At 70.2% G+C, this 23,472-nt stretch carries 23 protein-coding genes and 2 pseudogenes; 8 read left to right on the top strand and 17 right to left on the bottom strand.

The features are described 5' to 3' along the window. Window positions 1-159: 159 nt before the first annotated feature. A pseudogene (locus tag ACLJWH_RS40735) lies at window positions 160-345 on the top strand (maleylpyruvate isomerase); the annotation flags it as partial. Between the two features lie 188 nt (window positions 346-533). Here ACLJWH_RS40735 and ACLJWH_RS40730 read toward each other — a convergent pair. Further along, window positions 534-1,013, bottom strand: a complete 480-nt coding sequence (locus ACLJWH_RS40730) for a nuclear transport factor 2 family protein (protein WP_411146872.1) — start codon at window positions 1,011-1,013, stop codon at window positions 534-536. Between the two features lie 49 nt (window positions 1,014-1,062). Between ACLJWH_RS40730 and ACLJWH_RS40725 the strand changes: the two genes are divergently transcribed. Together ACLJWH_RS40725 and ACLJWH_RS40720 are read left to right on the top strand one after the other, a co-directional pair. Continuing rightward, entirely contained in the window at window positions 1,063-1,632 is a 570-nt protein-coding gene (locus tag ACLJWH_RS40725; protein WP_411146871.1) for a PadR family transcriptional regulator, read from the top strand. Then, window positions 1,619-2,458, top strand: a complete 840-nt coding sequence (locus ACLJWH_RS40720; RefSeq protein WP_411146870.1) for an SGNH/GDSL hydrolase family protein — start codon at window positions 1,619-1,621, stop codon at window positions 2,456-2,458. The genes ACLJWH_RS40725 and ACLJWH_RS40720 overlap by 14 nt, the downstream gene beginning before the upstream one ends. A 152-nt stretch (window positions 2,459-2,610) precedes the next feature. Here the strand turns inward: ACLJWH_RS40720 and ACLJWH_RS40715 are convergent, their stop codons facing one another. After that, complete coding sequence (locus ACLJWH_RS40715; RefSeq protein WP_411146869.1) at window positions 2,611-2,874, bottom strand: hypothetical protein; 264 nt, start codon at window positions 2,872-2,874, stop codon at window positions 2,611-2,613. Between the two features lie 217 nt (window positions 2,875-3,091). Between ACLJWH_RS40715 and ACLJWH_RS40710 the strand changes: the two genes are divergently transcribed. The 4 genes from ACLJWH_RS40710 (at window position 3,092) to ACLJWH_RS40695 (ending at window position 6,935) form a co-directional block, all read left to right on the top strand. Beyond that, window positions 3,092-4,090 (top strand): ABC transporter substrate-binding protein, encoded by a 999-nt coding sequence (locus ACLJWH_RS40710; protein WP_411146868.1) that lies wholly within the window; start codon window positions 3,092-3,094, stop codon window positions 4,088-4,090. Window positions 4,091-4,172: 82 nt separating this feature from the next. Next, a complete protein-coding gene (locus ACLJWH_RS40705) occupies window positions 4,173-5,135 on the top strand; it encodes an iron chelate uptake ABC transporter family permease subunit (RefSeq protein ID WP_411146867.1) in 963 nt (320 codons plus the stop codon). Further along, window positions 5,128-6,180 (top strand): iron chelate uptake ABC transporter family permease subunit, encoded by a 1,053-nt coding sequence (locus tag ACLJWH_RS40700; RefSeq protein ID WP_411146866.1) that lies wholly within the window; start codon window positions 5,128-5,130, stop codon window positions 6,178-6,180. The genes ACLJWH_RS40705 and ACLJWH_RS40700 overlap by 8 nt, the downstream gene beginning before the upstream one ends. Continuing rightward, a complete protein-coding gene (locus ACLJWH_RS40695; RefSeq protein ID WP_411146865.1) occupies window positions 6,177-6,935 on the top strand; it encodes an ABC transporter ATP-binding protein in 759 nt (252 codons plus the stop codon). Before ACLJWH_RS40700 ends, ACLJWH_RS40695 begins: the two co-directional genes overlap by 4 nt. Window positions 6,936-7,034: 99 nt before the next feature. Here ACLJWH_RS40695 and ACLJWH_RS40690 read toward each other — a convergent pair whose 3' ends face one another. From ACLJWH_RS40690 to ACLJWH_RS40640, 11 genes are all read right to left on the bottom strand, one after another. Further along, a complete protein-coding gene (locus ACLJWH_RS40690) occupies window positions 7,035-8,384 on the bottom strand; it encodes a glutamate-cysteine ligase family protein (protein WP_411146864.1) in 1,350 nt (449 codons plus the stop codon). 271 nt (window positions 8,385-8,655) lie between these two features. Next, window positions 8,656-10,212, bottom strand: a complete 1,557-nt coding sequence (locus tag ACLJWH_RS40685; RefSeq protein ID WP_411146863.1) for a N,N-dimethylformamidase beta subunit family domain-containing protein — start codon at window positions 10,210-10,212, stop codon at window positions 8,656-8,658. A 429-nt stretch (window positions 10,213-10,641) separates the two neighbouring features. Continuing rightward, the gene (locus ACLJWH_RS40680) at window positions 10,642-12,204 is read right to left on the bottom strand and encodes a peptidoglycan-binding protein (protein ID WP_411146862.1); all 1,563 of its coding nucleotides are present in this window, start codon (window positions 12,202-12,204) and stop codon (window positions 10,642-10,644) included. A 404-nt stretch (window positions 12,205-12,608) separates the two neighbouring features. Next, window positions 12,609-12,785 carry a putative glycolipid-binding domain-containing protein gene (locus tag ACLJWH_RS40675; RefSeq protein WP_411146861.1) on the bottom strand — a complete coding sequence of 59 codons (177 nt, stop codon included), beginning with the start codon at window positions 12,783-12,785 and terminating at the stop codon, window positions 12,609-12,611. A gap of 85 nt (window positions 12,786-12,870) precedes the next feature. Further along, a complete protein-coding gene (locus ACLJWH_RS40670) occupies window positions 12,871-13,056 on the bottom strand; it encodes a DUF397 domain-containing protein (RefSeq protein WP_411146860.1) in 186 nt (61 codons plus the stop codon). Further along, window positions 13,053-13,907, bottom strand: coding sequence for a helix-turn-helix domain-containing protein (locus ACLJWH_RS40665; protein WP_411146859.1), 855 nt, complete (start codon window positions 13,905-13,907; stop codon window positions 13,053-13,055). Before ACLJWH_RS40665 ends, ACLJWH_RS40670 begins: the two co-directional genes overlap by 4 nt. A 183-nt stretch (window positions 13,908-14,090) precedes the next feature. Continuing rightward, the gene (locus ACLJWH_RS40660) at window positions 14,091-14,951 is read right to left on the bottom strand and encodes an ABC transporter permease (RefSeq protein WP_411146858.1); all 861 of its coding nucleotides are present in this window, start codon (window positions 14,949-14,951) and stop codon (window positions 14,091-14,093) included. Beyond that, on the bottom strand, window positions 14,911-15,846 hold the full coding sequence (locus tag ACLJWH_RS40655; RefSeq protein WP_411146857.1) for an ABC transporter ATP-binding protein: 936 nt from the start codon (window positions 15,844-15,846) through the stop codon (window positions 14,911-14,913). Before ACLJWH_RS40655 ends, ACLJWH_RS40660 begins: the two co-directional genes overlap by 41 nt. Continuing rightward, window positions 15,843-16,298, bottom strand: coding sequence for a MarR family winged helix-turn-helix transcriptional regulator (locus ACLJWH_RS40650; RefSeq protein ID WP_411146856.1), 456 nt, complete (start codon window positions 16,296-16,298; stop codon window positions 15,843-15,845). Before ACLJWH_RS40650 ends, ACLJWH_RS40655 begins: the two co-directional genes overlap by 4 nt. A 756-nt stretch (window positions 16,299-17,054) precedes the next feature. After that, on the bottom strand, window positions 17,055-17,981 hold the full coding sequence (locus ACLJWH_RS40645) for an NmrA family NAD(P)-binding protein (RefSeq protein WP_411146855.1): 927 nt from the start codon (window positions 17,979-17,981) through the stop codon (window positions 17,055-17,057). Further along, window positions 17,978-18,802 (bottom strand): polysaccharide deacetylase family protein, encoded by an 825-nt coding sequence (locus ACLJWH_RS40640; protein ID WP_411146854.1) that lies wholly within the window; start codon window positions 18,800-18,802, stop codon window positions 17,978-17,980. The genes ACLJWH_RS40645 and ACLJWH_RS40640 overlap by 4 nt, the downstream gene beginning before the upstream one ends. An 88-nt stretch (window positions 18,803-18,890) precedes the next feature. Here ACLJWH_RS40640 and ACLJWH_RS40635 point away from each other — a divergent pair, with 88 nt between their 5' ends. After that, on the top strand, window positions 18,891-19,241 hold the full coding sequence (locus ACLJWH_RS40635) for a winged helix-turn-helix transcriptional regulator (protein ID WP_411146853.1): 351 nt from the start codon (window positions 18,891-18,893) through the stop codon (window positions 19,239-19,241). Here the strand turns inward: ACLJWH_RS40635 and ACLJWH_RS40630 are convergent. From ACLJWH_RS40630 to ACLJWH_RS40615, 4 genes and pseudogenes are all read right to left on the bottom strand, one after another. Further along, window positions 19,241-19,630, bottom strand: a pseudogene (locus ACLJWH_RS40630) (transposase); the annotation flags it as partial. The gene ACLJWH_RS40635 and the pseudogene ACLJWH_RS40630 sit on opposite strands and share 1 nt — an antisense overlap. A gap of 7 nt (window positions 19,631-19,637) precedes the next feature. After that, entirely contained in the window at window positions 19,638-21,824 is a 2,187-nt protein-coding gene (gene pabB / locus ACLJWH_RS40625; RefSeq protein WP_411146852.1) for an aminodeoxychorismate synthase component I, read from the bottom strand. Between the two features lie 69 nt (window positions 21,825-21,893). After that, complete coding sequence (locus tag ACLJWH_RS40620) at window positions 21,894-22,913, bottom strand: AurF N-oxygenase family protein (protein ID WP_411146851.1); 1,020 nt, start codon at window positions 22,911-22,913, stop codon at window positions 21,894-21,896. A gap of 60 nt (window positions 22,914-22,973) precedes the next feature. Continuing rightward, window positions 22,974-23,342 carry an arylamine N-acetyltransferase gene (locus tag ACLJWH_RS40615; protein ID WP_411146850.1) on the bottom strand — a complete coding sequence of 123 codons (369 nt, stop codon included), beginning with the start codon at window positions 23,340-23,342 and terminating at the stop codon, window positions 22,974-22,976. Window positions 23,343-23,472: the final 130 nt, after the last annotated feature.

Below are 23,472 nucleotides of genomic sequence, written 5' to 3'. Positions count from 1 at the left end.
CAGGCTAAGCCCGTCGATCACTGCTCGCCATCTCGGCCCGGACCCCTTCAGTGCGGGCGGGCGTGGCCCGGTCGCCGCCGGGGGGAGAGGGTACGGCGGCGGCGCTCGGGCAGTCGCTGCCGGGCTCCTCGATCACGGGCTGGGCTCACCTCCACCCACGCGTATGCGCTCGCCCGGACCCGCGAGATGCTGGAGAAGACCGCCCGCGCCGCGTTCCCCGCGTCGTTCTCCGTCACGGACGCGTTGCTGGTCGGCACCGGACGGCGGGCCCCGACCGACGCGGAGAAGGCCGAACTGGGCGAACTGGGCGAACTGGCCGCGAAACTCCCGCTCGTCCTCGGCTGACCGTCCGGCCGACCGGGACCTTCGGCGCGGGCACGACCACGACCAGGGCGGCGCGGGAACCGGTCACCCGCCCCCTCGATGCGCGGATCCCCGACGCCCGGTACGCCGGATTCCTGCTCGGATTCCTGCTCGGATTTGCTGTTCGGACTCCTGCTCGGACTCCTGCTTCAGATATCCGGTGACCGGCGCTACTGATCGGCCGGGGCCGGGAGGAGGCCGTCGGCGACCAGGCCGGCGAGTACCGCTTCGCCCAGAGCCTGCACTGCGGACTGCGGGCGGACCATCACAGTGAACTCCTTGATCCGTCCGTCGTGGTCGAAATGCAGCAGGTCGATGCCGTGGATCTGCTTGCCGTTCACGGTGGCCCGGAAGAGCAGGACCGTCGCCGGGGCCGTATCGCCGTCGGCGCTGGTCTCCGCGGTGCCGGCGAAGTCTCCGACGTAGCGGAAGTCCTCGAAGGTGCGCAGGAGCACCCCGAAGAGGCCCAGCACCATCGCCCTGCCCTCGAACGGCGTGAACTTCACGGGGCTGTAGAGGCGGACGTCCTCGGTGAACAGGCCGTCCAGGGCGGTGAGGTCACGACTGTCGACGGCGGCACGGAAACGGTCGGCGGTGGTCACGGCTTCTCCTTGAGAGCGATAGTCATGAACGTGATTAGTCAGATTCATGACTATCATGAGGCGAGTTCCGTGGACAGAGGTGAGAGGGGGCGGGCCGATGGCGCTGCGCCATGCCGTGCTGGCGGCGCTTCTCGACGAGGAGTTGAGCGGGTACCAGCTGGCCAAGGCGTTCGGCACGGGTGTGGCGAACTTCTGGCACGCGCTGCCGCAGCAGCTCTACGCCGAGCTGGCCAAGCTGGAGAAGGAAGGGCTCGTCGCCGGACGGGAGGTGGTCCAGGACACCCGGCCCAACAAGCGCCTGTTCCAGGTCACCGATGCGGGGCTGGCCGAGCTGGACGAGTTCGCGACGGCCACCGCCAAGCCCTCCTTCATCCGCGACGACCTGCTCGTCAAGGTCCAGGCCGCCGACCACCTCGACACCGAGGTGCTGGTCGCGCAGCTCACCGAGCGGGCCGTCTTCGCCGAGGCCAAGGCCGAACTGTTCGACGTACTGCTGCGGAAGATGCGCGGCGACCGCGGCGAGGAGGAGTTCCTGCTGCACGGCGAGCGGATCGGGCCCTACCTGACCTGCCGGCGCGGTCTGGACTTCGAGCGGAGCAACCGGGACTGGTGCCGGCGCACCGCGGAGGTCCTGCGGGAGAGGCAGGCGGCCCGTGCCCGGCGATGACCAGCTGCGGTTCGTCGCCCTGGGCGACAGTCAGACCGAGGGCCTCGGCGACGGCGACGACACCGTGGGGCTGCGGGGGTGGGCGGACCGGCTCGCCGAGCAGCTCGCGCTGCACAACTCCGGCGTCCGGTACGCCAATCTGGCCGTCCGCGGCCGCCTCGCCCGGCAGGTCCGCGAAGAGCAGCTCGCACCCGCCCTGGCCCTCCGCCCCGACGTGGCCACCGTCGTCGCGGGAGTCAACGACCTGCTGCGGCCACGGTTCGACGCCGACGAGGTCGCCGGCCAGCTGGCGGCGATGTTCGCGGCGCTCACCGCCCAGGGCGCCCGCGTCGCCACGCTCACCTTCCCCGACATGGCGCGGATCACCCCGCTCGCCCGCCCGGTCAGCTCCCGCGTCATCTCCCTGAACCACCGCATCCGGCAGGCCGCGCACCGGCACGGCGTCGCCCTCGCCGACACCGCGCACCACCCCGTGGTCACCGATCCCCGCCTCTGGAGCCCCGACCGGCTGCACGCGAGCCCGCTCGGCCACGAACGGATCGCCGCCGCCGTCGCCCACGCCCTGGACCTGCCGGGCAGCGACGACTCCTGGACCCACCCCCTGCCCGGACCACGGACGGCCGCCCCCACCGGCCGGCGTACGGCAGCGGACGAACTGCGCTGGGCCGTCTCCTTCCTCGGCCCCTGGCTCGGCAGGCGCCTGCGCGGCCACTCCTCCGGCGACGGGCGCACCGCGAAACGTCCGGACCTCCGGCCCGTGCACACCACTCGCCCACCCGGCGGAGCGGAGCGGAACGGCGCGGGAGACGCTCCCCCTCGCTCCTGAACGGCCGGCCGCGCCCCTGAACCCCTCGCAGAACTCCCGTTGCCCGCCGGGCAGTTACGACAGGTCGCCAGCCGGCCGCCGACGGGCGATCCGCCGCCGCGAGGGCCGGAGTTCCGCCGGGACGAGGGCGACCACGACGCCCCCGGCCGGTACTACGCGCGCGAGGCGCTTGCGGCGAACGCCGCGTCCACGCATGAGGCGACGAGCGGACGGCGGTCGAGCGGTGACCAGGCGACGACCATCCGGCGGGTGGGCGCGTCGGTGACGGGGACGCATACGAGTCCCGCGGGGACGGGTCCGACGAGCGATCGGGGAAGGATCCCGATCGTCCGGCCGGCGGCGGCCAGGTGGGTCAGCCGCGCGACGGGGACGGAGACCGGGCGCACGACGGGGACGCATGCGCAGGGCTTCACCAAGGCCCCGGACACCGGCCGTTGCCCCGCCGCGAGCTCCGCGCGCCCAGCACTTTCCGGCCACTCCGTGGCTGACGCAAGGCCCTCCGTCGCCATGTTTGGCAATGAATGGATCAATATTTCCAAAAGTTAGGTTAGGCTAAGCGAAGTCAAGGGCAGTGAGCAGCCGTCGCCGTTGGAGGCATTGCCGGCTGCCAGTCAGACCTAGGAGTCATCCGCCGTGCGTTCCCTTCGCTTCCGTAAGTCCCTCGCCGTGACCGGCACGATTCTGTGCGCGGGTGCGGCGCTGAGCGCCTGCGGAGGATCCGGCAGCGACAAGACGTCCGACGCGGACAAGGCCAAGGGCCAGGGCAGCGTCACCGTCGCCACGAGCAAGGGTGAGATGACGGTGCCGCGCAAGCCCGCCCGGGTGGTCGCGCTGGACAACACCTCCTTCGCGACGCTCAAGGCGTTCGGGGTCAAGCCCGTCGCCGTGCCGAAGACGCTGCTCCCCAAGGAGGGCTTCGAGGACTGGAAGAGCGACTCCTCGATCGGCGATGCCGGCAGCCACCGTGAGCCCAAGTTCGAGGCGATCAACGCCGCGGAGCCGGATCTGATCGTCGGTGGGTACCGGTTCGCCAGCCACCAGGACAAGCTGTCCAAGATCGCCAAGACGGTTGACGTCGCACCGTCCGACGAGGCCAAGGGCGGGTACGTCAACTCGCTCAAGACGCAGACCGAGGCACTGGGCAAGATCTTCGGGCAGGAGGCCAAGGCCAAGGAGATCGTCGCCGCACTCGACAAGGCCAAGGGCGCCGCCGCGGCGGCCACCAAGGGCGAGAAGGTGTTCCTCGGGGTCGCGAGCGCCGGGAAGATCGACAACGGGGCCAGCCGGATCGGACGGCTCATCGAACCGCTCAAGCTGAAGAATGTGCTCAGCGCCGAGGGGCAGGACAGCAACTCCGTGCACAACAACTCCGGGCTCGCTCCCGAGACCGTCGCCCAGCTCAACCCGGACTGGCTGATCGTGATGGACCGGGACGCCGCCGTGACCGACCCGGGCAAGGAGACCGTCGCCGCGAAGAAGCTGGTGGACGGCATGGAGGCGTGGGACAAGACCACGTTCCGCAAGCAGGGACAGGTCGTCTACCTGCCGAGCGACTTCTACGTGACCGAGGGCGCGCAGTCCTACACCGCGGCCTTCGACCAGGTGGCGACCGCCTTCACCAAGGCCGGCTGAGACTCCCCCTGCCGGCGCGTGGCCCCCGGCCGTCACGGCCCGGGGGCCACGCGCTCCCTCCGCACCCCCGCCCGGAAGCCCCATGCGCCGACTCCCTCTCGCGCTGGCCACACTCTGTGTGCTGGCACTGATCACCGCCTCGCTGCTCGTCGGCGGCTACGACATCGACGTACCCGCCCTGTTCACCGACCCCGACGCCCGGAACATGTTCGTCATCTCCCGGGTGCCGCGCACGCTCGCCCTGGTCTTCGCCGCCGCGGCGATGGCCGTGTCCGGTGTGGTCATGCAGATGCTCGTACAGAACCGGTTCGTCGAGCCGACCACCACCGGGACCAGTGAGTGGGCGGCGCTGGGCATCCTGCTGCTCACCCTGCTCATGCCGGGCGCGCCGGTGCTGGTGAAGATGGCCGCGGCGAGCGCGTTCGCGTTCGCCGGCGCGCTCGTCTTCCTCGGCGTACTGGGCCGCATCGCACTCAAGTCGCAGGTCATCGTGCCGATCGTGGGCATCATGCTGGGTGCGATGGTCAGCGCGGTGACGCTGTACATCGCCAACACCACCGACCTGATGCAGATGCTCGCCACCTGGCGTTCGGGCGGGTTCAGTTCGGTGGTGCGCGGTACGTACGAGCCGCTGTGGGTGGTCGGGATCATCGTCGTCGTGCTCTATCTGGCGGCCGACCGGTTCACCATCGCGGGGCTCGGCCGGGACATGGCCACCAGCCTCGGACTGCCCTACAAGCGGATCCTGTTCATCGGCCTCACCATGGTCGCCCTGGCGACCGGGGTCACGGCCGTCGTGGTGGGCTTCATCCCGTTCCTGGGGCTGATCGTGCCCAACATCGTCTCGCTGGTGCGCGGTGACGATGTGCGCAAGAACCTGCCGTGGGTGGTGCTCAGCAGTGTGGCCCTGATGATCACCTGCGATCTGGTCGGCCGGATCGTGGTGTTCCCCCTGGAGATCCCGGCGTCGGTGGTGCTCGGCGTGGTCGGGGCGGTCGTGTTCGTCGCGATGATTCTGCGTCAGCGAGGTAAGGCACATGTCTGAGTCTCCTGTGACGGCCGCCCCGGCCCAGCCGAGCCCGCCGACGGCGTCAGCGACATCAGCGTCGTCGTCGGCCGGGGCGGGTGCGGGACGCCGGAGGCTGTCGGGGGGCGCACGGGTCGGGGTGGCCGGCGCCCTGGTCGCCGTCGCCGTGGTGTGCTTCCTCTTCCTGTTCGTACAGGGGTCGTTCGAGTTCGCCATCGAGCGCCGGCTGACCATGCTCGGCACGATGACCGTGGCCGCGTTCGCCCAGGCCGTGAGCACCGTGGTGTTCCAGACCCTGACCCACAACCGGATTCTCACCCCGTCGATCATGGGGTTCGAATCCGTCTACACCCTGATGCAGACCTTGCTGGCCTTCGTCTTCGGCGGCAGCGTGCTCGCCGCCACGGACGGACTGCCCAAACTCGTCACCCAGACCGTGCTGATGGTCGGCTTCACCACCGTGCTGTTCCGCTGGCTGTTCTCCGGGCGGCGCGGCAGCCTGCATGTGCTGCTGCTGGTGGGTGTGGTGCTCGGCCTGGCCTTCGGCAGTCTCTCCGTCTTTCTCCAGCGGCTGCTGTCACCCGCCGAGTACGACGTGCTCTCGGCCCGGCTGTTCGGGCGGCTCAGCAGCGCCGAGGCGACCCATCTGCCGCTGGCCGGTGCGGTCTGCCTGATCGCGGGGATCATCCTCTGGCGGCGCCGCCACCTGCTCGACACGCTGCTGCTCGGACGCGACACCGCGACGGGTCTGGGCATCGACCACAAGCGCGAGCTGACGGTGATGCTGCTGCTGATCGCCGTGCTGATCTCACTGTCGACGGCGCTCGCGGGCCCCATGACGTTCTTCGGGTTCGTCGCCGCACTGCTGGCGTACCAGATGGCCGGTACGCACCGGCACACCATCGTGCTGCCGATGGCCTTCCTGATCGGACTGCTGACCCTGGTGGGCGGGCAGTTCGTCATGGAGCACGTCTTCTACGCCTCCGGCATGCTCACCGTCGTCATCGAATTCCTCGGTGGGGCGGTCTTCCTCGTCCATCTGCTCCGGAAGGGCACCCTGTGATCGAGTTCACCGGCATCCGCAAGGCGTACGGCGAGCAGGTGGTGCTCGGGCCGGTCTCCGGCCGGATTCCGGCGGGCGGCATCACCTCGCTGGTCGGGCCCAACGGCGCGGGCAAGTCCACCCTGCTGACCATCATGGGCCGCCTCACCGAACCGACCTCGGGCACCGTGACCGTCGACGGGCTCGATGTGCACAAGGCCCCGTCGCAGGAGGTGGCACGCGTGCTGTCCATCCTGCGGCAGGAGAACCACTTCACGGCCCGGGTGACCGTACGGGAACTGGTGTCGTTCGGGCGCTTCCCGCACAGCAAGGGGCGGCTGACCGCTCACGATGTCGCGCATGTCGACGACGCGCTGGACTTCCTGCACCTCGGCGAACTTCAGCACCGCTACCTCGACCAGCTCTCGGGCGGTCAGCGCCAGCGTGCGTACGTGGCCATGGTGCTGGCCCAGGACACCCGGTACGTACTGCTCGACGAGCCGCTCAACAACCTCGACATGAAGCACTCCGTGCGCATGATGAGCCAGTTGCGCCGCGCCGCCGACGAGCTGGGCAAGACGGTTGTCCTGATCATCCACGACATCAACTTCGCCGCGACGTACTCCGATCGCATCATCGCCCTGCGCGACGGGCGGATCGCCGCCTCGGACACGGCGGCGGGCATGATGCGCGCCGAGGTGCTCAGCGAGGTGTTCGACACTCCCGTCCAGGTCCACGAGGTGGACGGGAAGCGGACCGCGGTGTACTACCGCTGAGTCCCGCCGGGGTCGTGGCCGGCAGGCCGGGCCGCGCTGCCGCACAGCAGCCCCGGACCGACCCGGCCCGGCCCGATTCCCCGGACCCCGCCGGCCTCCTCAGACCCGGTACGCCGCCACGTACCGCCGCGGATCGCGGGCCAGGTCCGTCTCCCAGCGTGCGGCGCACCGTTCGGCGAAGGTCTGCCCCGTCTCCAGTACCTCGTCCAGCGGATCGAGGTACTCCAGAACCTTCGGGCGCTCCAGGCCGGCGGCCACCCGCGCCCGCAGCCCGTCCCGTGCCAACCGCACCAGTTCGGCCGCGAGTTCGTGGACACGGTCGCCGCCCAGCAGGGTACGCAGCCCCTCGGCCGGCAGCTGCTCGGTCGCCGCTTCCTGCTCGGCGACGCCGTAGTGCCCCAGCAGTTCCCAGGCGGCGGCCCGGGACGCCGGGTGGTAGCACAGGCCCGTCCACAGTGCCGGTACGGCGGAGATGTACGGGTACGGGGGGCCGTCCGGCGCGCGCAGTTCCAGGGTCCGGCGGGGTCTGACGTGCGTCCAGATCTGCGTCATATGGGAGACCCAGTGGTCGTACGTCACCGTGCCGCCGTCGTCGAAGCCCTGCTCCAGGACCGCGGCGAACGGCTTGTCGGGGGCGGGCCGCAGCCGCCCGGTGCGGTCGCGGTAGTAGATCATGCGGCGCCGCAGCGCCCAGTCGATGACGGCGTCGAAGTCCGCGTCGCCCTCCAGTGCCGGCCGCAGGACACCGCAGCGCTGCGGATCCGTCCGCAGCCAGTCGCGTGAACGGTGCGAGAGCTGTCCGTCCAACTGGCCCGCGTAGAGAGGCGAGTTGACGAAGAGACCGGCGACCACGGGGGAGGCGGCCGTCAGCATCCGCAGTTTCTGGGCGAAGTCCTCCTCGGAGAGCGGGTCCAGATGGACCTGGGTGGACATCGACAGGGACAGGATGCCGGGCGCCCTGCTGCCCGCCGCGCCGAGTCCGGCGAAGTAGGCGCGCATCGGCACCCCGCGGCTCAGCGGCATCAGGGGCGCGCTCTCGACCCGGTCGAAGGGCAGGGTCGCGCCGGGCAGGAGCGCCAGGCCGAAGCGTCCCAGCAGGTCCGCCAGCCGCTCCATGGTGCGCCGCAGCTCGTCCACCGCCGTGACCACATCGGCCGCCGGGGGCGCCGAGTACTCGATCTGTCCGCCGTGTTCGAGGCCGATCAGCCCGCCGTCCGCCAGTTCCACACCGATCAGTTCCCCGTCGTTGTACTGGCCCTTTCCCTCCCAGTCCGCGAGCAGCGCCGCCAGTACGGCCCTGATGCCGTTCCGGCCCCCGAAGGCGGCCCCGAGACCGGTCTCCGGGTCGACGACACCGCACTCGATCTCCAGCCCGACCTGCTCCGACGCAGTCGCCGGCGGGGCGAACAACGATCTGAGATCATCCCGCCGCAGCCTGCTCATACCCATCAGCAGTTCTCCTCGCCTCATCGCCGACGTGCGAGCCGGGCCGCGCACCGTCCGGAGTCCCGCCCGTCCCACGCACGGGCCACGGGGGGAGCCTTTGTGCACAGAGGTGCGCGGCAACACCAGCGGTCAGTGAACCCCACCACCTTGGGCACGGCCAGTAGGCGGTGTCGGCCACGGGGAGGCGTTCCGGCCCGGTTGTCGCGAACGGCCGTCGTCCGCCACCGCCACCGCCGCCGCGGGGACTTTCGCCGTCGGGCCGGGGAACCGCCGGTCAGGTCGCGTACACGCGCCGTACGTTGGCTCTCGGCGCCGGCTGATTCCGCCCGGCCGGGCCCGCGGCGAAGGCCCGGAGCAGATTCTCGGTCGTCCGGGTGACAAAGGCTCCCGTCCGCGCGTCCATACCGTGATTACGGCCGTTCTCGCGCGTCCCCGCCGTGAGCGCCTCGACCCAGCGCATCGTCCCGGAGGCGAAGACGCCCGCGCCGCCGGGCACCGTGTAGTACGCGGAGTCCGCGTGGCTGCGCCGTCCCTTGCAGACCAGCGGGGAGTGGGCCACGATCTCCAGCTGCTCCGGTGTGGGCGCACCCGGGGTGACCCGGTCGTACTCCACCCCGACCAGATGGCCGAAGGAGTCGCCCCGCCGCACCCCCGTCCCCGCGAAGAGCCAGTGGTCGTCGCTGTACACGACATAGGGCGCGTCGGTGGGGTAGCCCTCGTAGAGGACGCCGGTCAGCGAGGACTCCGGGTCGGCGGCGGGCGCCTGGCGGAACTCGTGGGTCGGCAGCGCACGGTCCGCGGCGAACTGCGGGTCGTCCCGGTAGTCGGTCTTGTAGCAGACCACGATGCGGCCCGCGCCGGACGGTCCCGGCGCCGGCCGGACGCGGCGGAAACACGTGTTGGAGCCGAGGAAGGCCACATTGGTGCCCGCGTCCCGCGCCCGGGTGAGGTGCTGCCGCTGCTCCGGGGTCCAGTACTCGTCGTGGCCGAGCACCACCACCGCCGTGGCCCCGCGCAGCGCCGAGGGCGCGTCGTGCACGTCCAGCCCCGTGGTGTACGCCAGCGGGATGCCCAGCCGTTCCGCGAGGACCACCGCCGGCCGCTCGTGGACCAGGAACTTCTCGGCGCCGTTCGCGCCGTACGGCCGGTCGAAGGCGACGGCCAGCGACCGGGTCGCGTACGCGCCGTCCGCGCCCTGGTAGAGGCTGTAGCCGCCCCAGGTGTTGTACGCCTGCCAGGTCGCCGCCGCGTGCATCAGCACGGTGGCGCCCGCCGCGCGCGCCGAGCGCACGATCAGCGGGACGTAGCGCTGGTGGCCGTGCTCCGCGTCCAGCCGGAGCAGGTAGGCGCCGGGCGGCCAGCCGTCGGTGCGCACACCGAGGGTGCGCTGCCAGTCCGCCCGGACGCTGCGCGTACCGGCGAGCAGCCGTCCCGGGCCCTGCCGTTGCCCCGCCGTCCGGTCCGAGCGCCAGACCAGCCGGGCCTGCGCGCCGCCGTACCAGCCGACCCGGTAGGCCGAGACCCGGAAGCCGGGTGCGGTGGTCGAGACGTACAGCCCGAACTCCTCGCCGGGCAGGACGCTCACCTTGTCGGTATAGCCCTGGACCGCGTCGGGCGGACCCACCGAGCGGATCCGCCAGTCGGGACTGCCCCGCAGCTCGCGTTCCGGGGTGCCGCCCGAGGAGGAACCGCAGCCGGCCACCAGTCCCACCGTGAGACCGACGGCCCCCGCCGCGGTGGCCCCGAGGAAGTGCCGGCGGGCCGGCCCGTCCGGCGCGGCGCGCCCTCCCCCGTCGTGGCGGCGGTCGCCGTGCCCCGCGTCCTCGCTCATCGCCCGCTCCTGCGCGTCCGGCCCACTGTGCGGTCAGCACGATCATCCGGTGCCGCGCGCCGCCGGACGACCGGGGACGTCCGAATGCGCGGACGGCGTCCGCATCGGCCCCGCCCGGCAGCCGAGCGCCTCCCCTCGGCGACCGGCGGCACCGGCCCGCCGCGGGGCGCTCACCGCGGAGCACCGGCCCGGTGTCACGCCCGTCCTGCCGGTGCTCGGTGTGCCGGCGCCGACCGTGCTGACCGGCCTGGCCGCCGCCGTCCTGTCGGCCCGTCGGGTGCGGCGGATGCGGCGGATGCGGCGGATGCGGCGGATGCGGCGGATGCGGCGGATGCGGCGGACGACGATCGTGGCCGCGCTGCGCAGACGCGACCGGTGCACTCGGCGGCGGCCCGGCCGGTACCTGCGTGGCCGTACCGGCCGGGCGGCTCAGGACCGGCGCTCCCGGAGCTGCTCGGCGTACAGACTGGCGGGCAGGATGTGGCTGCCGCCGGACTCGACCTCGCCGTCGCTGCCGCTCAGCAGGGTGCCGGTGCAGCCGATCGCCCAGTTGTGGGCGGTCGGCGGGCTCTGGACCCGGTAGCCCTGGGTGGTGCAGTTGTACGCGGTGCTGTTGGCGTCGGACCAGCCGTGACCGCCGCCCCGCGTACCGTTGTTGACCAGCAGCAGCGTCCCGTCGACGCGCACGTCGTCGTACAGGGTGCCGCTCCCCCAGCGCTGATGGCCGCCCGCGTCGTAGGTGTCCTTGACCAGGGTCGCCGTGCAGTCGGCGAAGACATTGGGCCCGGCCTGGCGGCCGTAGGTGGTGAAGGCGTGGACCTTGGGGGCTTTCACCGCGCAGTCCTGGATCAGATTCTCCTGGCCCTGGAGGAGGTACGCCTCGGAGCGGGCCGAACTGTCCGTGGTGAGCATGTCCAGGACCTGGGTGTGCACCACCGAGATCCGGCGGCTCTGCGGCCCGAGCGACGTCTGGCCGGTGCCGCCGAAATGCCGGGTGACGACGTTCGACACCCAGGAATCCTGGACCGCGTGGAACTCCCAGAAAGCCGCGTTGTAGAAGGACTTGGCGTAACCCGGGTCACCCGACATGGCCTGGCCGTCGGCGCTGAGGTCCTCGATGCCGGTGTGGCTGATCCGCGGGAAGCCGTAGCGGTACACGGTGGCCCGGGTGTACTGCTTCTCCAGCGCGGTGGTCAGCGGCACATCGACCGTGATCCGGTTGCCGCTGATCGCGGTGATCCTCCGCTCGGACTTCAGGCTCCAGTCGGGGGTGAAGATCCCGTGCATCCCGATCGCGTCGATCCATGCCTGGGTCGTCGGCCGTTCCACGACCACCTCGTCGCCCACCCGCAGCCCGGCCGTCGAGGAGACGGTGAGGGCGGTTGCCCCGACCGGCACATAGGTGTCGGTCACCTGGGCCGGGGTGCCGACCGTGGTGTACGAGGACTGCGCGCCGACGGTCAGCAGCGTCCGTACCACCGGCCGGTCGGCGGCCAGCACCGTGGCGGCCCCGCTGCCCCGCAGGACGACCCCGCTCGCGCCGATGTGGAGCGTGCCGCCGATGCGGTAGCGGCCCGCCGCCAGATGGACGGCGCCCCGGAAACCACCGGCGTCCAGGGGCAGCGCCGACACCTTGTCGATGGCCTGCTGGACCGTGGCCGTGTCATCGCCGCCGCCGGGCACAGGCACGTTCACCCGGTCCCGGACCTTCGGCAGCGGTACGCCACCGCCCTCGTATCCGGCATAGGAGTAGTCGGGGATCCGGTTGCCCCGGGCATCGTGCCCGTAGACGAGTCTGCCGCCGCTCATGCCGATCCACTTGACCCCGGCGGACGCGGTCCGGGCCCCCGCAGGGGCGGGCGCCGACACGCCGGTGGCGCCCTGGGCGGCGCAGGCGGCGGTGCCGGCCACCGCCCCGGCCAGCACGGCGGCCACCGCGACGCGGCGCAGGTGACGGCGCCGGGGATTCCGATGATGTCCGGTCTGCCTCATGAACGGCTCCTGTGGGAGGGGGCGGTGCGCTTGACAGTCACCTGCTCACATGCCGCTCGGCAGCGACAACAACATGTGCGCAAAGAACTGCCCATGGCCGGCCCGCAGTACGGCGCACAGGCCACGAACGGCGCTCCCCGCACCTACGGGGCGACGCCGCCCGGTCCAGGGCTCCTTCCGGAGTACAGCACTCCGCCTCCCCCGCAACAAGGCGCGCCACCGGCGCGAACGGTGCAATCGGCGCAGTCGGCAGGGGGTGAACACCGGCACCGCCTCAGGGGTGAACCGGCACCTCGCCGACACGGCGGCCCGTGCACGCGCGAGCGGAACGGGGCCGGCTCACCGCGCGGCGGTGGCGCGGGGCCGGATCACCGCTCGAATCCGAGCAGTGGCGCGGGGCCGTTTCACCGCGCGGCGGGCAGACGGCGAGCCGGCCCCGGACAGTCGAGGACGAGCCCGTCCGCGTCGAATTCCACCTCGCCGCGGAAGTCGCCCGCCGCATACCGGACGCGTGCGCCGCGCTCGGTACGCGCGAGACAGGTGTACGTCTGCCGCGACGGCCGTACCGTCAGATCCGGCACCGAGACCAGGCCATCAGGAACTCCCGCTCCCCCGGGCCCGCAGGACGCTGCCGTCGCACTCGCCCCAGGAGGTCCGCGGAAGGGCTCAGCCGCGCGCGGCGTACGTCACGAACCGCACCCAGCTGTCACGGCCGACAGCGAAGTGCGGGCGCGTCACATCCTTGGAGTCCCGTATGTGGACGGCCTGTTCGGTAGCAGCGATCTCGATGCAGTTGTCGCCCGCAGTGCCGCTGTAACTGGACTTGAACCAGGCCAGTTCGGTGCTGTTCATAGTGCTCCTCTGATGCGCTTCAGCAGACCCACGGAGTCATGGGAGTTCAGGGCCTGTGAACGGAGTGTCGCATATCGCCGGTGCAGAGTGGCGGCCTCTTTCGCGTCTATGATCAGCCGGCCGTTCTCCTGCCCTTCGGAATAGGCCAGGCGCTTCCCGTCCGGTGTCTCAAGGAGGGCAAGCGGACCATCCAGCCCCGCGTGGCACACGCTGGCGATCGGCATGATCTGGACGGACACGTTGCGGAGCTCGGCGAAGTCCAGGATGTGGCCCAACTGCTCATGCGTGACCTCATCTCCGCCGAGACCACGCTGCACGATGTGCTCCTCGACCACGAAGCTGAACGACGTGTTGGGCCGTTCCCGGATGAGCCGCTGCCGTTCCAGCCGGGCGACCACTTGGGCCTCCATCTGCTCGTCGGACAGCGGTGGGATGCGGTTGTCGAAAGCAGCCCGCGCATACCCCTCCGACTGCAACAGCCCCGGCACCAGCCGGCACTCATACGTACACAGGCTCACCGCCAGCTTCTCCAGCCGCGCCCACCGCCGGAACCACACCGCCAGTCCCGGCTCGCCCCGCGTGACGTGTCTCGCCGCCTTCCGCAGGGCGCCCGTGTTGCCCAGCGCGTTCTCCGCCCGCTCCACGAACGTCTCGTCGGGCATCCGCCGCCCCAACTCCACCGACTCCACAGTGTGTTTCGAGAAGCGGACCAGGGCGCCGAACTCCACCCGGCTGAGCCCCGCGTGCTCGCGCAGGGCCTGGACGACGGCTCCGAACGTCCGCAGACTGCCCGACGGGTCCGGCTCCCGTTCCCAGTCGCCCGCCGTCACATCGACGTCGCCGGTCGTCATACGCGGCCACCTCCAGGTACGTGCTTGGGATCTCCCCGCGCTCAACTCGCCCAGAGTGACGGAGAGATCCGCGCACCGTCCACCGTGCGTGCCCGTACGCTGACCGAGCGTACGGAGTCCGGGCGGGAGCACACCCCCCTCACGCAACCACGACCACGGCCACGACCGGGGGCCGGGCCTCGTTCAACGCGCCAAACGCCCCAGCAGCGACGAGGCCGCCGTGATGCCCAGGACGGCGGCGACGACCAGGACCGCGTAGTCCAGGCCGAGGTGGGACGGGGTGCCCAGGAGCAGGGCGCGGAGGGCGTCGACCTGGTAGCTCAGCGGGTTGGCCTTGCTGACGGCCTGGAGCCAGCCGGGCATGATGGCCACCGGGTAGAGGGCGTTGGAGCCGAAGAAGAGCGGCATGGTGATGGCCTGCCCGATGCCCATCAGGCGGTCGCGGGTCAGCACGATGCCGGCGATCGTCATCGACAGGCAGGAGAAGAAGGCCGAGCCGAGGACGACCGCGACGGCCACGCCGAGCAGCCGCAGCGGGTTCCAGGTCATGCCCACGCCGAGGAGCGCGGCGATGACGATCACCACGACGGCCTGGATCAGCGCCTTCACCCCGGCGGCGAACGCCTTGCCGGAGATCAGGGCGGCGCGCGGGGTCGGGGTGACCAGCAGTTTGGTGAGGATGCCGGCGTCCCGCTCCCAGATGATCATGATGCCGTAGAAGATCGCGATGAACATCGCGGACTGGGCGATGATGCCGGGCGCCAGATAGTCGACGTACGGGATGCCGCCGGTCGGGATCGCCTTGATCCGGGTGAACGTCTCGCCGAAGATCAGCAGCCAGAGGGCGGGCTGGACGGCGCGGGTGTACAGCTCGGTGCGGTCGTGGCGCAGCTTCTGGATCTCGACCACGCACATCGCGACGACCCGGGCGGGCAGTACCCGCCAGCCGGTGCGCGGGCGCGGCGGGACCAGGAGCAGGTCGAGCCGGACGGGGTTCGTGGTGTCAGCCGACGCGGGACGCGGTGCGGCGGGTGCTTCGGACATCGCGGAAGCCTCCAGACTGCTCGTCGAGGCCGCGGCCGGCGATGTCCCGGAAGACGTCCTCCAGCGTCGGCTCCGCTTCCCCCCTGCCGGCCGCGCCCGAGGCACGGCGGCGGTCGCGCAGCTCGGCCCGTAGTGCGTCGGACGTGCCGAGCGCGTGGATCCGGCCGCGGTGCATCAGCGCGACCCGGTCGCAGTACTGATCGGCCTCGTCCATGTAGTGCGTGGTCACCAGGACGGTCATCCCGGTGGCGGCCCGTACGGCGTTGATGTGCTGCCACACGATGGTGCGGGCGATCGGGTCGAGGCCGATCGTCGGCTCGTCCAGAATCAGCAGCCGGGGGGCGCTGACCAGCGCCTGGGCCAGTTCGAGGCGGCGGATCATGCCACCGGAGTACGTTCTGGCGAGCCGGCCGGCCGCATCGGCGAGACCGACGGCCGCCAGCGCCTGGGCGACCCGGGCGGCGCGTTCGCGACGGGAGACGTCGAAGACGCGGGCGAACAGGGAGACGTTCTCCCGGCCGGTCAGCCCGGCGTCGGCGGACAGTTGCTGCGGTACGTAGCCCAGCAGGCGGCGCACCGCCATCCGTTCCCTGGCCGGGTCGTGTCCGAACACCCGCACCATGCCCGCCGGAACAGGCAGCAGGGTGGTGATGCAGCGGATCGCGGTGGTCTTGCCCGCGCCGTTGGGGCCGAGCAGACCGAAGACCTCACCGGCGTGGACCGACAGATCCAGACCGTCGACGGCCTTGGTGTCACCGAACGCGTACGCCAGACCGCGGCAGGTGACGGCGTCGGGTCCCGCGGGGGCCGTATCGCGGGGCAGGTCACGGGCCGCGGTACCGGTCACGTCGCCAGGTGCGATGTCGCGTACGGCGTCGGGTATGTCGTCGGTCATGTTCCCTCCGCTTCCTCGTGCAGCTGATGGGCGAGCCTGCGCAGCGCCGGGAGGGCCGCGGCCAGTGCCGCCCGGTCGGTCTCGGCCAGCCGCGCCACCTGCTCACGTACCAGTGCGCTGCGGCGGGCGTCCCAGTCGCGCAGCCGTGCGCGGGCCTCGGGGGTGGGGAACAGCAGGCACGAGCGGCGGTCGTCCGGGGCCGTCTCGCGGCGCAGGTAGCCGGCCTGGGTGAGCTGGTTGACGAGGGTGGAGACGGAATTGCCCGCCAGATAGAGCTCCTTGGCCGCGGCCGAGACCCGGATACCGGGCCGGGTGACGACCAGCCGGAGGAGTTCGATCTGTGCGCCGCGCAGCGGCGGGGCGGCCATCCCGCTGCGCAGCCGCCGCCGGATCAGCCGTTGGACGCCCGCCAGCACATCGGCGAGCGAGTCGGGAAACTCGTCCGAGGCCATACCTCGATTTTAGCTCTGAGTGAGAGGTACTGCCGGGCTCGCACCGGACGGTACCGCCCGGCTCACCGAGAGGTACCGCTCGCCTCGTACCCGGCCGGCTGGGGAGTGTCTTCCCTTGTCACGCCCGCTTCGGGAGTGCTGCGAGGGTGACGGCTGCCGGGCAGGACCGACCCCGACTTCACCGACCGCATCCGCACCCTCATCGCCACCGGAACCACAGCCCAAGCCCGCACCGTGCGCAACCGCCGGCAACCCCGCCTCAAGAACGCCCACCCGCCCATCGCCACCGCCCGCCGCCACCGCACCTGGCCCTGGGGCCGGCCCGCCCGAGGACACCGCGTCCCGGGACAGCGCCCCGGGATGCGGCGCACGCGGGTCAGGACGAGGACCGTCGTACGGGCAGCGGCCCGGCCGCGCCAGGTCCCGCCCGCCGGGGCCGGTTCTCCCCTTCCGGCGCGGCACGGTCCGCTGCCCGGTTGTGGGGTCTCGCCGCGCATGACCTGTCGATCTTGTGTGACCTGGGCTTTTCTTCGTTGTCCCACGGCGATGCCGTCATGAGTTGTCCCACGGCGATGCCGTGATGAGTTGTCCCACGGCGGTGCCGTCATGATCGGTCTCAAACTCGTGGCGTCTTCCTCGGCCGGCCCTCGGTGTGTGTGACGCCAGGTTCGCCGGATCTCAGGCCAGCGTCGGCCCCGCTCCGGAGCGACGGGCCCTGTCGTGCGTGCCCGCGTGCGGACTTGACGTGGTGGGTGGTCATCCCGTCCATCCGGTGTGGTGCAGCCAGTCCTCGAAGGTCATCAAGCCGGGGTGCAGGCGGCGCAGGAGGTCGATGTCCCGGTCTCGGGCGTAGAGATCACGGTCGGCGAAGAACTGGAACATCGCTGCGTAGTCGTGGCCGAAGCCGGGGACGGCGGCGCGCAGGTCGTCATGCGGCATCGGGATGTAGGTGCTGGGGGTGCCCGTGACCTGAGCGAAGGTAGCGGCGATCTCGTCGCCGGTGAGGCTGTCGCCGATCACCGCGAGGTCGCGGGCGCCCCAGGACTGCCAGTTGTCGAACATGTGGCAGGCGAACCAGGCGATGTCGTCGAGGGCGACGAGCGGGTAGCGGGCGGCGCCGAGGGGGAGCCTGAAGGTCAGGCCGCCCCGGCCGTCCGGTCGGGGGGTGAGCCGGTCCCGCAGGTTCTCGAAATACGGCGCCGTGGTCAGTACCGAGACGTGGTCCGTGTACCAGCCGTCGGTCTCCTCGCGGAGCATTTCCTCCGACCGCATCAGGCCGATGTGGGCGGCGACGGCGGCCTTGCTGTCGAAGTGCGGGACGGGATGGCCGGTCAGGGACACCGCGCTGTCCAACGAGGACCAGATGAAACGCTCCACGCCGGCCCGCTCCGCGGCGGCCAGCAAGTGCAGCCCTTGCCGATACTCCCCCACGGCGCTGCCCGTCGCGAAGAAGTCGGTGTTGGCGAACACGCGGTCGGCCTGCCCGGTCAGGACCTCAAGGGCCGCCGAGTCGGAGCGGACCAGTCGCACGCGGTCGGGCGCGGTGGCGGCGAGTTCGGTGGCGTGGGCGGACTCCGGGTGGCGGGTGGGCACGGTGATGGTGGCGTCGGTGGTGGCCAACAGATGTCGGATCACGTGGCTGCCCATGGCTCCGGTGCCGCCGACGGCGAGGACGTGGGTCATGGTGTTCTTCCCTGGTGTGTCAGGACGTGTTCGGCCACCTGGGCGTGGGTGGCGACCCAGACGTCGCCGGACACACGTATGTGGTCGAGGATCTGGCCGACCATGCCCGCGAGGAGCGGTCGGCCTCCGACGTGGGCGTGGATGGTCAGGCGGAAGACGCCTGGGCCGGGGGCGGCGAGCAGCTGGTTCAGCAGCTCACGGTGCAGGTCGCGGTAGGCGTACGGGCCGGCCGCGGCGTCGCGGACGTCGGAGTGGTCGCTGTGCATGAGGGAGACCAGAGGACCGTGAGCGGTGGCCAGGACCTGCGGGAGGTCGTGGTCGCCGTGGTCGCCGGTCCAGCGGTAGCCGGCCTCGGCGAGCAGGTCGGCAGTGTGCCGCGAACCGGTGGCGCGTGGGCTCATCCATCCCGTCGGGCGAACGCCGGTGACTCGGCGAAGGATGTCGGTGCAGCGACGGATATTGGTCCGCTCGGCATCGGCATCGAGCAGCGCGGGCACCACGTCCTGGGCCCAGGAGTGTGCGGCGATCTCGTGACCCGCCTCGTGCACGGCCATGACGGTCTCGGGGTGCCGCTCGGCCACCAGTCCATTGACGCCGACGGTGGCGGGCAGGTCACCGAGGACGTCGAGCAGCCGCCAGATGCCGGTGGTGACGCCGTAGTCCGCCCAGGAGGTGCTGTGCGTGTCGTCGATGCCGGACAGCGGCCACGCCGCGGCCATCGGCGCGTAGGCGGGCCAGTGCCCTGGTGACCACAGCTCCAACGCGACGGTGACCAGCGCGACGACCTTCCGCCCGCCCGGCCAGTCGGTCTCTGCTCTCATCCGGTTCCCCTCCTCGGTAGCTTCCGCCGTGGACGCTAGTGAGGCGGTGGGTACCTCCAGGTTCCTGGCAGCGGGCTACCGTCGGGGCATGCGTGAGTACTCCGGCAGCGTCTTCCTCGCCGACTGCCCGGCTCGGCTGGCAATCGAGATCATCGCCGACAAGTGGGCGGTGGTCGTGCTGTTCGCGTTGAGCCGGGAACCGTGCAGGCACGGCGAGTTGGTCGATCTGATCGGCGGAATCTCGCGGAAGGTGCTGACCCAGACGCTGCGGCGGTTGCAGGGGTACGGCCTGGTCGACCGCCACGCCGAGGCCGGGAAGGTCGAGTACGTGCTGACAGACTTGGGCCGGACGCTGGTGAAGCCGATCGCCGTGCTGACCGAGTGGGCTCACGAGCACGGCGCGGCCGTGGTGGGATTCCAAGACCCCACAACGGACTGAGTGCGCTCGGCCTGCGCCCACCTGAGCGTCAGCGGTTCGCACGCGAAGACATCGAGGCGAGTGGAGTCCATCAGCAGGTACCCACCCGGCCGCGTCGGCCGCAGCTTGCCCTACGGGCCCTCCGGCCGATCGGCGATGTCCCGGTTCCTCTGGGTACTCAGCCGGAACAGTGGATGGCGTCGCTCCACCTTCTCCAGCAGCCGAAACGCCGTCGCGCGGCTCGGCTGCGGCACCCCCTCGCCGAACCGCGCGATCACCCGAGCCCGGGTCCGCTCGATCACCGTCGTCCGCTACGGCCTCGGCTGACCGGTGCGCTCAACCATCACCGCCACCCATCGGGCATCAACCGAGGTCCGTGACCGCCAACGGCCAAGTCGTCCACCGGACCCGCGGCGTCTACGAGCCCGAGACCCTCGCCTTCGGCAGTGCCCGCAGGGTCGCTTCCGCCTTGAGCAGCATCTCCTCGTACTCCGCGTCGGGGTCGGAATCGAGTACAACGGCGCCACCCGCACCGATGGTCAATTCACCATCGTGGCTTACAGCGGTGCGGATGGTGATGCTGAGGTCGGTGGTTCCGGTGTATCCCATGAAGCCGAGGGCTCCGGAGTACACACCGCGGGCTTCGTCCTCCAAAGTGTCGATGATCTCCATGGTGCGTAGCTTCGGCGCTCCTGTCATGGATCCGCCGGGGAAGGAAGCCCGTACCGCGTCCACGGCGGACGTGCCGTCGCGCAGCGTCCCGGTGACCGTGGAGACCAACTGGTGCACGGTGGCGTAGGACTCCGTCACCATGAGCGAGGGGACAGCGACGCTGCCGATCTCGCAGATCCGTCCGAGGTCATTGCGGAGCAGATCCACGATCATGAGATTCTCCGCGCGCGTCTTGGGATCCATCTGCAAGGAGCGCCGTATCTCGTCATCCGTTCGCGGGTCCGGGTGGCGGGGCGCTGTTCCTTTGATCGGTTTGGTCTCTACCGTGCGAGCGGCGTTCACCTTGAGGAATCGCTCGGGCGAGGAGCTGAAAACCGTGACCTCGTCGAGGCGCAGAAGCGCGGCGTAAGGAGCGGGGTTCAGCCGGCGCAGGCGCTGGTAGTAGGCGAAATCGTTCGCTGGTGCGGGCAGGCGGAGTTTGTTGGTGAGGCATATTTCGTAGCTCACACCCTCCCGCAGCCGTCGATCGCACTCACGGATGTCGGCCAGGTACTGGGTGCGCGAGCGGACCAGTCGTCTCGGCGTGTCATGGTTTTCGGCGCGGGGCAGGGGAGACGTGTCAGGCTGTGCTGTGGGCAGATCGGCCAAGGTGGGGACTACCGTATGGATCCACTTCTCGGCGGCGTCCACGTCCTGTTGCTCGCACACGGCGACGGCATAGGTACAGTTTTCGGCGTGGTCCACGGCGATGAAGCGGTCGGCTTGGAGCCATACGGCGTCCGGGGTTTCTGACCGGTGAGTGCGATTGGCGCCGAGATCGGCCTTCAACTCGTAACCGAAGTAACCGACATAGCCGCCGGCGAAATCGAAGGGCAACTCCTCGGCACCGGCGACCACGCGGCCGGTGCGGCGGTTGAGGGCGTCAAAGATGGTGCCGTCCTCCCGGCGAGGAATACCTCCCGCAGGTTCCACGACGACATGCTCATCTTCCACCCGGTAGGTCAGCATCTCGTTTCCGGGCGCTTCCGCGGAGCCGAGAAAGGAAAAGCGGGCCAGGTTCGGTTCGACGTGCGAGCTGTCAAGCCAGAACGAGCGTGCGCTGGCACCGAACAGGGCCAGGAATGCGGCCTCGGCGTCGACGGCTCTTTCCAGGATGCCGATCCGCGCCTGGAGCCGTGCGGGGTGCGGATGCGGAGCCGACGGTGCGGCGGACGCGGACAAGTCATAGGCATCGGCGCCGACTTGGCGGTCACGGATGCTGGTACCGCCCTGGTGTGAGCCCGAGGCGAGTGCCAGGTCACGGAAGTTCGCGACGAGGCGGGCACCGTGCTCCGTGCAGATCGACTCGGGGTGGAATTGCACTCCCCACCAGGGCCGGTTGCGGTGGGCCAGGCCCATGACCACGCCGTCCTCGGCGCGCGCGGTGATCTGGAGGTCGGCGGGCCCGGGTTCAGCGATGCTCAGTGAGTGGTAGCGCACGGCAGTGAATTCCTGCGGGATGCCGGCGAAGAGTCCGTCACCGCTGTGCCGGATCGTGGACAGGTATCCGTGTCGGGGCTGCGGGGCGGGGACAATCCGCGCGGCCGACAAGAGACCTATGCCCTGGTGCCCGAGGCACACGCCCAGGACCGGAAGCCGGGTGTGCTCCAGGACGTCGCGGGAGCGGCCGAAGTCGCGAGGGGTGGCCGGGTGCCCCGGTCCCGGCGAGATGACCGCAGCGTCGAAGCTGTTCAGATCGAGGTGGTCCCAGGCTGCGGCGTCGTTCCGTACGACGACGGGCGGGATGCCGTACACCTTCGCCAGGAGCTGGTACAGGTTGTAGGTGTAGGAATCGTAGTTGTCGATGAGCAGCACGCGCATGGGTGAACACCAAGTGGTTGTCGGAAGCGGAAGAGAGGAGAGTGCGGCTTTTTTCTGAGCTTCGGTGGGCACCTTCCGCTCCTTTGGATCGCCGCTCGGCGTACTTTGCTCAGGCATCAGGAGCAGCGTGGTGGGTGCTCGTCAGGGGGCGTCGGTCGTCACCGTCGACCAGTCGAAGGGGACGGCGTCGAGGACATCCATCTCTTGGTACAGCTGCCGCAACCCGCTGAAGTCCTGAAGGAGCCGTCCAGATCCGGAGGTGTTCTCGATGTCTCGCAGCATCTGTCCGCCTCCCGCCACTCCGAGCAGTTCCATGATCCTCGCCCAGGTCGTGAAGTCGTGGGCGGCGAACGCCTCCATCCCGTCGGCCAGCGCGGTGAGGAAGTAGCCGCGTTGGTCGGCGGTAAAACGCTTCCATGCCTCCTGGACGACGGTGCTCGCGATGGAGGCGTGACAGTATTCGTCACGGTTGTGCAGGACGGCCGTCATACGGTTGACGGGCTGGATCTCGTGATCCTCGGCGATGAGGTCCAGGTGGGCGTTTATCGAGATTTCCGCAACTGTGGTGAAGGCGAGTGAGACCAGAACCTGCTGCTCAGGTGTCTCAGCGGCGGCGAGCCGGTTCGCGTGCCGGCGTGTTTTGTATCCGAGCGGAAGTGCGGAATCGGGCATTCGCCAGCCGCGTTGCCGACGCGTTACGGCGCTGGCGTTCAAGTGCATCAGCGTGTGGTATTGCTCATCAACCATGGCTTGCGTCACCGCGATTGCCATGGTCTCGCCCAACCCCGTGTCGAAGGCGTCTTTGACGATCAGGCTGAACCCCGGGTTGACCACGTACTGCTCGATGTCCATGATGTTCTTGTTGAACGCCACCCAGCCCCACGCGAGGATCTTGGCCTTGACCTTGTCGTCGAGACCGAGATATGTAGGGTGATTCCGGAAAGGCAGCAGGGCTACCGGGAAGTCCGGCCTGTCCCGCTCGAAAACGTCGTCCAGAGACTCCTCCCGCCGCTTGACCGTAGCGCGCCGGTGCCAATTGTCGGCGAGCCTGCTGAGGATGGCGTTCTCCACCGCATCATTCGGATCGTGTTCCGGGAGCGACCGCAGCCGTTCCGCCACGGGGAAGGCTCCGGATTCCGATTCGTTGGGTATCTCGTCCATATTGATCCTTATGATCTCGCCTGCTGCCGATGGACGGGCCGGGTGGACGCTCGGTCCAGGTCAGTGCCGAGCGGCCGCCGCCGTACCGGCCGTGGTCTTGAGGGACTGGATATCGCCCGGTTCCAGTGTGATCCCGAAAATCTCCTCGGGAGCGGAAAGTGTCTCGTCCTCGTCAAGTTCCCGGTACGTTGCCGGCTCTCCAGGCCGCATCTCTGTGAGAGTGCTGCCGATGAGGATGTGCCTCACTGTGGACTGGGTGCGCTGGAGGATCATCCGGTGGTTGAACGGTGAGCGATCGTGGGTCAGGCAGAAGTGGTTGAGGATCTCGAAGTCCGCCGGATAGCGCGCGTCCGTGGTGAAACCGTAGATCTCCACCGGTCCCTCGGCCCGCAAGGATCGCAGTACGTGTTCGCCGTGCGGTTCCCGCACTATGAGGATGTCTCACGTGGTGAACTGGGGCATCATTGCTGCTTGTGGGTGTCGATCTTTCGCAGCGGCTGGTTCCTGATGGTCTGTGGGGACTGGCCGCTCCGTTGCTGCCGTCGTTCAACTCCCGTCC

Source organism: Streptomyces sp. x-80 (assembly GCF_046549095.1).
GTDB lineage: Bacteria > Actinomycetota > Actinomycetes > Streptomycetales > Streptomycetaceae > Streptomyces > Streptomyces celluloflavus.
This window is presented reverse-complemented; position numbering and strand designations above follow the sequence as displayed.